Annotated in this window: 10 protein-coding genes; 8 read left to right on the top strand and 2 right to left on the bottom strand. The window is 63.8% G+C overall.

What is annotated here, in order from left to right; all coding sequences use genetic code 11:
• Positions 1-630, bottom strand: a 630-nt coding sequence (locus tag RMO57_RS10905) for a diguanylate cyclase domain-containing protein (protein ID WP_310386533.1), incomplete at its 3' end; no start/stop codon positions are given.
• 253 nt (positions 631-883) lie between these two features.
• On the opposite strand from RMO57_RS10905, the gene RMO57_RS10900 reads away from it, so the two are divergent.
• Both RMO57_RS10900 and RMO57_RS10895 read left to right on the top strand, forming a co-directional pair.
• Positions 884-1,861, top strand: a complete 978-nt coding sequence (locus tag RMO57_RS10900; RefSeq protein ID WP_310386531.1) for a chemotaxis protein CheX — start codon at positions 884-886, stop codon at positions 1,859-1,861.
• Between the two features lie 51 nt (positions 1,862-1,912).
• Complete coding sequence (locus RMO57_RS10895) at positions 1,913-2,284, top strand: response regulator (RefSeq protein ID WP_310386529.1); 372 nt, start codon at positions 1,913-1,915, stop codon at positions 2,282-2,284.
• 185 nt (positions 2,285-2,469) lie between these two features.
• Here RMO57_RS10895 and metK read toward each other — a convergent pair whose 3' ends face one another.
• On the bottom strand, positions 2,470-3,651 hold the full coding sequence (metK, locus tag RMO57_RS10890) for a methionine adenosyltransferase (protein ID WP_310386527.1): 1,182 nt from the start codon (positions 3,649-3,651) through the stop codon (positions 2,470-2,472).
• 176 nt (positions 3,652-3,827) lie between these two features.
• Between metK and RMO57_RS10885 the strand changes: the two genes are divergently transcribed.
• From RMO57_RS10885 to RMO57_RS10860, 6 genes are all read left to right on the top strand, one after another.
• Positions 3,828-4,715 carry a lysophospholipid acyltransferase family protein gene (locus tag RMO57_RS10885; protein ID WP_310386524.1) on the top strand — a complete coding sequence of 296 codons (888 nt, stop codon included), beginning with the start codon at positions 3,828-3,830 and terminating at the stop codon, positions 4,713-4,715.
• Positions 4,716-4,717: 2 nt separating this feature from the next.
• The gene (locus RMO57_RS10880) at positions 4,718-5,608 is read left to right on the top strand and encodes a lipid A biosynthesis acyltransferase (RefSeq protein ID WP_310386522.1); all 891 of its coding nucleotides are present in this window, start codon (positions 4,718-4,720) and stop codon (positions 5,606-5,608) included.
• Positions 5,609-5,624: 16 nt separating this feature from the next.
• Positions 5,625-6,485, top strand: coding sequence for a diaminopimelate epimerase (gene dapF / locus RMO57_RS10875; protein WP_310386520.1), 861 nt, complete (start codon positions 5,625-5,627; stop codon positions 6,483-6,485).
• Positions 6,482-7,210 carry a DUF484 family protein gene (locus RMO57_RS10870; RefSeq protein ID WP_310386518.1) on the top strand — a complete coding sequence of 243 codons (729 nt, stop codon included), beginning with the start codon at positions 6,482-6,484 and terminating at the stop codon, positions 7,208-7,210. Before dapF ends, RMO57_RS10870 begins: the two co-directional genes overlap by 4 nt.
• Positions 7,188-8,177 carry a tyrosine recombinase XerC gene (locus RMO57_RS10865; RefSeq protein ID WP_414896406.1) on the top strand — a complete coding sequence of 330 codons (990 nt, stop codon included), beginning with the start codon at positions 7,188-7,190 and terminating at the stop codon, positions 8,175-8,177. Before RMO57_RS10870 ends, RMO57_RS10865 begins: the two co-directional genes overlap by 23 nt.
• On the top strand, positions 8,174-9,001 hold an 828-nt coding region (locus RMO57_RS10860), incomplete at its 3' end, for a class II fructose-bisphosphate aldolase (RefSeq protein ID WP_310386516.1). The genes RMO57_RS10865 and RMO57_RS10860, both read left to right, overlap by 4 nt.

Genomic DNA, 9,001 nt, shown 5'->3' with positions numbered 1-9,001 from the left:
ATTGCGGCCGCGGGATTTGGCGGTGTACCAAGCGTCATCGGCGTGCCGCAAGAGGCTCTCGACGGTGGTGCTTGGGTCGGGTATGCCGGTTGTGATGCCGCCCGACAAGGTGACATGGGCGGCCACGGCCGAGTCGGGGTGCGCAATCGCCGTGCTGGCCAGCGTGCGCAGCACAGCCCGGGACATAGTCATTGCGCCGGAGCGCGGCGGGCCCGGCAGGATCAAGGCAAATTCTTCGCCGCCATAGCGGGCCGCGCAGTCGCGCGGGCGCCGGCAGGTTTCTTGCAGCAGGGGTGTGATTCGCTGCAAACAGATGTTGCCCTCGGCATGGCCCAGGCGATCGTTGAAACCCTTGAGGTAATCGCCCCCGGCCTCCGACGCACGCAACTGGCTGGCGACCCAGTAGCCGTCATGCCCGGGCATTTCGACGTCAAGCGACACCAGATCCGGCTTGTCTTGCTGGAACAGAGTCAAGGCACGGTCGCCCGAGTCGGCCCACAGCACTGGGTGCCCCGCCGCCGTCAACTGAGCCGCCAGCACGCAGCGCGCCGAGGCTTGGTCGTCGACCACCAGGATCCGCAGAGCTGGCAGGGACGAGGCTTGCAAATGCTCAGACATGTGGGCGGGCATGTGTGGATGGGCTGCGGGGGACTTGTTTTGATTATGCGGGCTTGTACCGCATCGTCCAGCGGGTTTGTGTGTAGCGGAAGGTGGGGGGGAGGGCGCCATGGGCGCCGTGGGCTTGGCGTGTCCAAAGCCCTACAGAATTGTGCTGCGCTGCCGAAGACAGGGCCTGACGTTCGGAAGCGGGCGTGGACGAACTTTGTTTGGCCCTTCGGTACAAGTACAACACGGGGCGGGCGCCAGCGCACCGCGAACAGACATGACAGACAACACCCTACTAGAAGCCAAAGTCTTGCTGCTTGAGCACGACCCAGAGCAATACCAGATCCTCAGCGAGTTCTGCCAGTCCATGGGCCTGATGGCATTGCCGCGGTCGGCCAGCGATGCCCTGGCGACGCTGGCGATGCACAAAGATCTGGGCGGTGTGCTGCTAGCGGATGACCTGCCCTGCGACGAAGGCGATGCCTTGCAGCTGGCGCGCGCGATTCATAAGTTGCGGCCGGAGTTGCCGATCTTTCTGCGCCGCAGCAGTGAAGGCGACAGCGACAGCGAGCTAACGCCGGCCCAGCAGCTGGTGGTGCGCCACCGCTGGGTGACCGGGGATCTGGTGCAATTGCGTGCCGCGATTGAGCATGCGATTTTCAGCCTCAGCTATCCGCGCAGCTTGGTGCAGGGCATTTCCGACCTGACTTGTGAGTCCTTGGTAGCGATGTTTCCAAACGCCAAAGTCTTGGCCGAGTCGCCCTATGTTGTGCATGACCGCATCATCCACGGCGAGGTGTCCACGCTGATCCCGATCGAAAGCACCTGGTGCCGCGGCTACATGATGCTGCAGACCGAGGAAAACGCGCTGCGCCAGGGCTTGATCCAGGGCTTCAGCTACGAAGGGGTCGGCGGCGACCTGAACTTCCGCGAGCTCAACAATATGCTGGGTGAGACCACCAATCTGATCTGGGGCGCCTTCAAAAATCGCTACATTCCGCCGCAGGAATTGAGCAAACAGCAAACGCAGGTGCCCATCGTCATCAACCATGCGCACAAGTACATTTCGTTTGGGTCGCAAGATCCGCAGCTGTGTTTGCGTTATCAACTGTCCGATCCGGCCCGTCCCGGCATGCCGCCGTTGGTGATTGTGCAAAGAGTGATCTTCAATCTGCATTGGTCGCCGGAGGAGTTTGCGGACTTTGAGGCGCATGCGACCAAGGCAGGCCCGACCGGCGAGTTGGATCTATTTTGAATCAGTGGGCGCAAGACAGCCTGCCGAGTGCCCACCCGAGGAGTTTTTGATATGGCAGATGTTCTGGTGGTTGATGACTCCAGCACCATGCGGGAGATTGTTTCCAGCTTTCTCAGCAACAACGGTTTCCAGGTCATTGTTGCCACCGACGGCCGTGATGGTCTGCTGCAGTTGCGCGCTAACCCCGCCATCAAATTGGTCGTCAGTGATTTCAATATGCCCAATATGGACGGCCTGACCATGGCCGAAAAAATCCGCACCGAGCTGGGCAATCAGGCGGTGCGCATCGTGATGCTGACGACCGAGGACAACCCGCAGATGCGCGCCCGTGGCAAGGCGGTCGGTGTGACCGGCTGGATCGTCAAGCCGTTTCGCGGCGACGCGGTGCTGGGGCCGTTCAAGAAGTTGTGCGGGATGAGTTGACGGTGTTTTGCATGAAAAAAGGCCGCCCTGGTGACTAGGCGGCCTTTTGTTTTAGCGATGACAGGCTGGTTCTTTACCGCCCGGCCGCTGCTTGCAGCAATGCTGCCTTGTGGTCTGCGTTCACGTCGCTGCGCGACATGAACTTCGCCCCAAGTCCCAGTACCCGCTAACGCGGGTGCCGTGCTTTACAGCCCGGCTGCTGCCCGCAGCAACTGGGCCTTGTCCGTGCGCTCCCACGTGAACTCGGGCTCTTCCCTGCCGAAGTGGCCATAGGCCGCCGTCTTGGTGTAGATCGGCCGCAGCAAATCCAGCATCTGGATGATGCCCTTGGGACGCAGGTCGAAATGCTCTTGCACCAGGGCGGCGAGCTTGTCGTCCGAGATCACGCCGGTGCCTTCGGTGTAGACGGTCACATTCATGGGCCGGGCCACGCCGATCGCATAAGCGACCTGGATCTGGCATTGGCGCGCCAAGCCGGCGGCGACGATGTTTTTCGCCACATAACGCGCCGCATAGGCGGCCGAGCGGTCGACCTTGCTGGGGTCCTTGCCGGAGAACGCGCCGCCGCCATGCGGGCAAGCGCCGCCGTAGGTGTCCACAATGATCTTGCGGCCGGTCAGGCCGCAATCACCTTGCGGGCCGCCGATGACGAAGCGGCCGGTCGGGTTGATCAGGTATGTGGTGTCCTTCAGCCATTCCTTGGGCAACACCGGCTTGATGATTTCTTCGATCACTGCTTCGATGAACTCCGGCTTCATCTTGTGGCCGTCACTCATCTCCGGGCTGTGCTGGCTGGACAAGACCACGGTGTCGATCGAATGCGGCCTGCCGTCGACATAACGCATCGTCACCTGGCTCTTGGCGTCCGGGCGCAGGAAGGGCAGCCGGCCGTCTTTGCGCAATTGCGCCTGGCGCTCGACCAGACGGTGGGCGTAATAAATCGGCGCCGGCATCAGCTCGGGCGTTTCGTCGCAGGCGTAGCCGAACATCAGGCCCTGGTCGCCGGCGCCGATATTCAGGTGGTCGTCGGACGCATGGTCAACGCCCTGTGCAATGTCATTGCTTTGCTTGTCATAGGCGACCAGCACCGCGCAGCCCTTGTAGTCGATGCCGTATTCGGTGTTGTCGTAGCCGATGCGCTTGAGCGTGTCGCGGGCGACCTGGATGTAGTCGACATGGGCGTTGGTGGTGATCTCGCCGGCCAGCACAACCAGGCCGGTGTTGCAGAGCGTTTCGGCGGCGACGCGGGAGCGCGGGTCTTGCTCGAAGATTGCGTCGAGAATCGCGTCCGAGATCTGATCCGCGCATTTGTCCGGGTGACCCTCGGAAACGGATTCAGAAGTAAATAAGAAATCGTTGTTCGCCACTTTTACACTCCAGTTAACAGTTGATCGGCGTTGCCGTGCTGTCGAGTGACGCGGCGAACGCTTTAGCAGCATTTGTTGAGCATCGCTGCCCGGCGGGTGTTTCATTCATGTGAATAAAGCCCGCATCGCCCCGCAAGTTGTCCAATTTAACTCGGCGATTCTTGGATTATAGAAATATGTTGATGTTGTTCCGATTGCTTTCGCGTTTGCCCCTGCGGGTTCTCCATGCATTGGGCGCGCTGGCCGGCTGCCTGGTTTATGCGGCGTCCCCCAGTTATCGCCAGCGTTACCGAGCCAATGTGCAGATTGCCGGCCTGCCTTGGAGCGCGGCGCGCGGCGGCATCAAGGAGGCCGGCCGCATGATTGCCGAGCTGCCCTGGCTGTGGATGCGCCCGCCCGGCCAGGCGCTCGGCGAGGTCGTGCAGTGGCAGGGCATCGAGTTGGTCGAGCAGGCCTTGGCCCAGGGGCGTGGCCTGGTTTTTCTGACGCCGCATCTGGGCTGTTTCGAGATCTGTGCGCAAGCCTATGCCGAGCGCTTTGCATCGGCGCAGGCGCCGATCACGGTGTTGTTCAGGCCCGCCAAGCAAGCCTGGTTGCGGCGGGTCATCGATGACTCGCGCGGCCGCCCGGGCCTGGCCACGGCGCCGGCGACGCTGGCCGGCGTGCGGCAAATGATTCGTGCCTTGCGCCAGGGCCAGTCGATCGGCCTCTTGCCCGACCAAGTGCCGCCCCAGGGCCTGGGGCTGTGGGCGCCGTTTTTTGGCCGCCCGGCCTACACCATGACGCTGGCCCCGCGCCTGCTGCAACAAACCGGCGCTGCCGCTTTGTTGATCTGGGGCGAGCGTTTGCCGAAAGGGCGCGGCTATGTGGTGCATGTACGGCCGGCGCCGGTGATCGCGGCCGACATGCCCGCAGAAGCGGCCGCCGCCAGCATCAACCAAGCGATGGAAGCAATGATTCGACTCGCACCTCATCAATACCTCTGGGGCTATAACCGCTACAAGCATCCGCGTGGCCTCGACATCGCGAGCGCCGCGACGCTGGCGCCCAAGGAAGGTGCTTGAGCATGGGAGCCCGCATTGCCGCTCGTCTTGCCATTGCCTTGCTGTGGTTGTTGCATTTCCTGCCGCTGAGTGTTTTGGCGGCCCTCGGTCAGGGGCTGGGCGGCGTGCTTTGGCGGGTGGCTGGGTCGCGCCGGCGCATTGCGTTGCGCAATCTGGCGCTGTGTTTTCCAGAAAAATCCAGCGCCGAACGTGAACTGCTGGCGCGCCAGCATTTCGGCTGGATGGGCCGCAGCATCTTGGAGCGTGGCCTGCTGTGGTTTGCTTCGCCCGAGCGGCTGCGCCGGCTGATCCGCATCAAGGGCGACATCAAGGTGGCCGAGCACAGCAAGGCGGCGGTGATGTGGTGGGTGCCGCATTTCGCCGGTCTGGATGTGGTGGGCAACGGCCTGATGTTGAACCAGCAAACCCCCGGCGTGTTTGTTTACCAGCGCCAAAGCAATCCGGTTTTTGATGCGCAAATGCTGGCCGGTCGCAGCCGTTTCGGCGCCACCACCTCGGTCATCCGGGAAGAAGGCATTCGACCGGTGCTGCGCTTGATTCGCCAGGGCCATGCCTTTTTCAACCTGCCGGACATGGATTTCGGCCGCAAGGACTCGGCCTTTGTGCCCTTCTTCGGCATCCCCACCTGCACCTTGCTGGCGCCGGCCAAGATTGCCAGCAGCATGGGCATGTTGGTGGTGCCGCTGGTGGCGACTATGCTGCCGGGCGGGCAGGGCTATGAGCTGGAGGTTTGGGCCGCGCCGCCCGGCTACCCGAGTGGCGATCTGGAGGCCGACGCGGCGCAGATGAACGCTTGGCTGGAGCAACGCATCCGTGAGAATCCAGCCCAATATCTGTGGGTCCATCGGCGCTTCAAGACCCGGCCGGAGGGAGAGCCTTCGCTGTATCGCTAACGGCGATAATCGCTTTATGAAACTTCGCTTCACCAAAATGCAGGGCGCCGGTAATGACTTCGTGGTCATCAACGCCTTGCAAAGTCCGCTGACCTTGACCGCCGCGCAGCTCCGCCATCTGGGCGATCGGCGTTTTGGCGTCGGCTGCGACCAGATCCTGGTGATTGAGCGTAGCGATACGGCCGGCGTCGACTTTCGCTACCGCATCTTCAACGGCAGCAGCGGCGATGAAGTCGAGCATTGCGGCAATGGCGCGCGCTGTTTTGTGCGCTATGTGGCTGAACAGGGCTTGTCGAACAAGCGCAGCATTCGGGTGCAAACGGTCAATGCGGTGCTGGAGCTGCATTTGCGCGACGACGGCCGTGTCAGCGTGGACATGGGCGCGCCTGTGTTCGAGCACGCAAAGCTGCCGTTTGATGCCAACGGATTGAGCCCGCGACGGCTCAATGGCTTCGAGCTCTGGCCCTTGGAGGGCGCGGATTGCGAGGTGGCGGTGCTGTCCATGGGCAATCCGCACGCGGTGCAGTTGGTCGCCGACGTCGACGCCGCGCCGGTGCCGACGGTCGGGCCCTTGGTCGAGGCGCACGCCCGCTTTGCCCGCAAGGTCAATGCCGGTTTTATGCAGATTGTGTCGCGCAGCGAGGTTCGTCTGCGGGTGTTCGAGCGCGATGCCGGTGAAACGCTGGCCTGCGGCACCGGCGCTTGCGCGGCCGTGGTGGCCGGCATCCGCTTGGGGTTGCTGGATGAGGTCGTCGAAGTGCATGCGCGCGGCGGCGATTTGAAAATTGAATGGGCCGGGCTCAGTGCCGGCCTGCAGGCGCCGGTGTTCTTGACCGGGCCGGCACAAACCGTATTTGAAGGAGAGATAGCGCTGTGAGCAATCAAGAAGAGTCAAGGCAAGTCATTACCGAGCAAGATATCGCCGATTTTCTGGCCAAGACGCCGGGCTTTTTCGAGCGCCACGCCGAGCTGCTGGCGACCGTGCAACTGAGCCATCCGCATGGCGCCCGCGCGGTGTCGCTGCAGGAGCGCCAGGCCGAAATGCTGCGCGACAAGATCAAGGGCCTGGAGTCCAAGATCATCGAGATGATTCGCAATGGCCAGGAGAACGTCGGCATTGCCGACCGCCTGCACCGCTGGACCAAGAGCCTGATGCTGACCTCGGACGCGGCCCAGCTACCGACCGTGCTGCTGCATGAGTTGCGGCATCAATTCATGATTCCACAGGCCGGTTTGCGGATCTGGAATGTCGCGCCCGAGCATGCGCAGGCGGACTTTGCACAGGCCGTCAGCCCTGACGTGAAGAGCTTTGCGGCCAGCCTGAGCCAGCCCTATTGCGGCATCAACTCGGGTTTTGAGGCCGCGCAGTGGTTAGGCAGCCAAGAGGGCGGCAGCCATGGCGCGGCCACCTCGCTGGCGCTGATCCCGCTGACTCACGGTAAGCCCAGCCAGAGCTTCGGCCTGCTGGTGCTGGGCTCGCCCGACCCGACTCGTTACACCGCCGAAATGGGCACCGAGTTCCTGGCCCGGGTGGGCGATATCGCCAGCGCGGCGCTGGCTAGGTTGCTGGCTGGCAGTGGTGAAGCAAACGCAGCGGTCTGAGGGTAGCGAGCAAGGCGACGAGGCGCAGCCACTGGCGGCGCCCTTGGCCGCCTATCTGGAGCACATCCGGGTCCAGCGCCGCCTTGCGCCGCGCAGCCTGGTCATTTATGCGGATGCTTTGCTGCGCCTACAAAACTTGGCCGGGCAAACCGGCACCGCTTTGCTGACGCTGCGCCCCCATCAAGCGCGCAGCCTGGCGGCTCAACTGCACCGTGACATCGAACTGGGCCCGCGCAGCATGGCCCTGCATTTGTCGGTCTGGCGCGGGCTCTACCGCTGGTTGGGCGGCGAGCGCTTGGTCGAGCTGAACCCCTTTGATGGCCTGCGGGCGCCCAAAGCGGCCAAGCCCTTGCCCAAGGCCTTGGCCGTCGACGACGCGGTGCAATTGGCCAACTTCAAGGCTAATCCGGCCGATGCGGCGGCGGTGGATGCGCGCATCGAAGCACGCGACCGCTGCATGGTCGAGCTGCTGTACGGCTGCGGCCTGCGCGTTTCCGAGCTGGTGGGGCTGGACGCGCAAGCCGGGCCGGCATCGCTGGGCTGGATTGATTTGGCGGCGGCCGAGGCCACGGTGCTGGGCAAGGGGTCAAAGCGCCGTTCGGTGCCGATAGGCTCGGCCGCGCTGGCCGCCTTGCGGGTTTGGCTGAGCCTGCGGGGTCAGCTGGCGCGCAGCGATGAGCCGGCCTTGCTGGTCGGGCAGCGCGGCGCCCGCCTAGGCGCGGTGCAGATCCGCGCCAGCTTGAAGGCGCGCGCGCTGGCCGCGGGCATGCCGGCCCACGTGCACCCGCATATGTTGCGGCATTCGTTTGCCTCGCACATCCTGCAGTCCAGTGGTGATCTGCGCGCGGTGCAGGAGTTGCTGGGCCACGCGCACATCACCACCACACAGATTTACACGCAGTTGGATTTTCAACACTTGGCCAAAATTTACGACGCCGCGCATCCGCGGGCAAAGAAAAAACAATGACGGTGATTCGCTTTTCTACATTTGCCGCCAGCGCCATCGCGCTGGCTGTTGCCGCAGCTGCGCCGGCGCAAGCCCAGGGCTCGCCCACCGAGCTCGTGCGACCCGGCCCCGTCCGCCCGGCCACCGTGGAAAGCAGCTGGACGCCGCTGCGCTTGCCCAATGGCGACCGCATCGCTTTACTGGGCCTGAGCTATTTGATGGCGGTGGACGAAGAATGGGGTTTCGGCCCCAGCGTCTATGGCGCCGCGCAGGGCAACTACGGCGGGCTGTTCACGATGGGCTTCACCGGCCAGCGGCGCTGGCGGCTGAGTTCGTCCACGCATCTGGCGGCCGGGCTCTATGCCGGCGCGGGCGGCGGGGTGGGTTCGGATCAGGTGCGCTTTGGCGGCGGCCTGATGTTGCGCCCCGAGCTGTCGCTGCGCATGCAGTCTGGCCCCTGGTATGGCGGCCTGGCACTCGCTCATACGCGCTTCCCCAGCGGCAATATTTCCGACACCAGCCTCGGCCTGGTGCTGGGGCGGGCGAGCAACTTTGTCAGTTTCGCGCCCAGTGATGCGGGCAAGCCGGGCCGCGCCAGCCAGCGCACCGGCCTGGGCTTCGACGAGATTGCTTTGCAGGGCGGCTTTGCCTACCCGGCGATCAACGTCACGTCGTCGATCACGGTCAACGCTGCGCTCCGCGGCTTCGCCGAGGCCGGCAGCGACGGAATCCTGCAGGCATCAACCGGCGGCGCCGAGTTCGCCTCCGGTACCAAGGTCAAGGACATGGTGACCGGTGCGGTCGGCCTGGCCGAGTTCACCAGGGTCGTCGCCGAGAAGTACGGC

The sequence above is a fragment of the Roseateles sp. genome, from assembly GCF_031397715.1.
Lineage (GTDB): Bacteria > Pseudomonadota > Gammaproteobacteria > Burkholderiales > Burkholderiaceae_C > Paucibacter_A.
The sequence above is the reverse complement of the archived record's forward strand: the minus strand, read 5'-3'. Positions and strand labels throughout refer to the sequence as shown.

Coding starts and splice junctions, on each gene's coding strand:
- RMO57_RS10885 (WP_310386524.1), top strand. CDS start 3,828: ATGTTGATGTTGTTCCGATTGCTTTCGCGTTTGCCCCTGCGGGTTCTC.
- RMO57_RS10880 (WP_310386522.1), top strand. CDS start 4,718: ATGGGAGCCCGCATTGCCGCTCGTCTTGCCATTGCCTTGCTGTGGTTG.
- RMO57_RS10895 (WP_310386529.1), top strand. CDS start 1,913: ATGGCAGATGTTCTGGTGGTTGATGACTCCAGCACCATGCGGGAGATT.
- RMO57_RS10900 (WP_310386531.1), top strand. CDS start 884: ATGACAGACAACACCCTACTAGAAGCCAAAGTCTTGCTGCTTGAGCAC.
- dapF (WP_310386520.1), top strand. CDS start 5,625: ATGAAACTTCGCTTCACCAAAATGCAGGGCGCCGGTAATGACTTCGTG.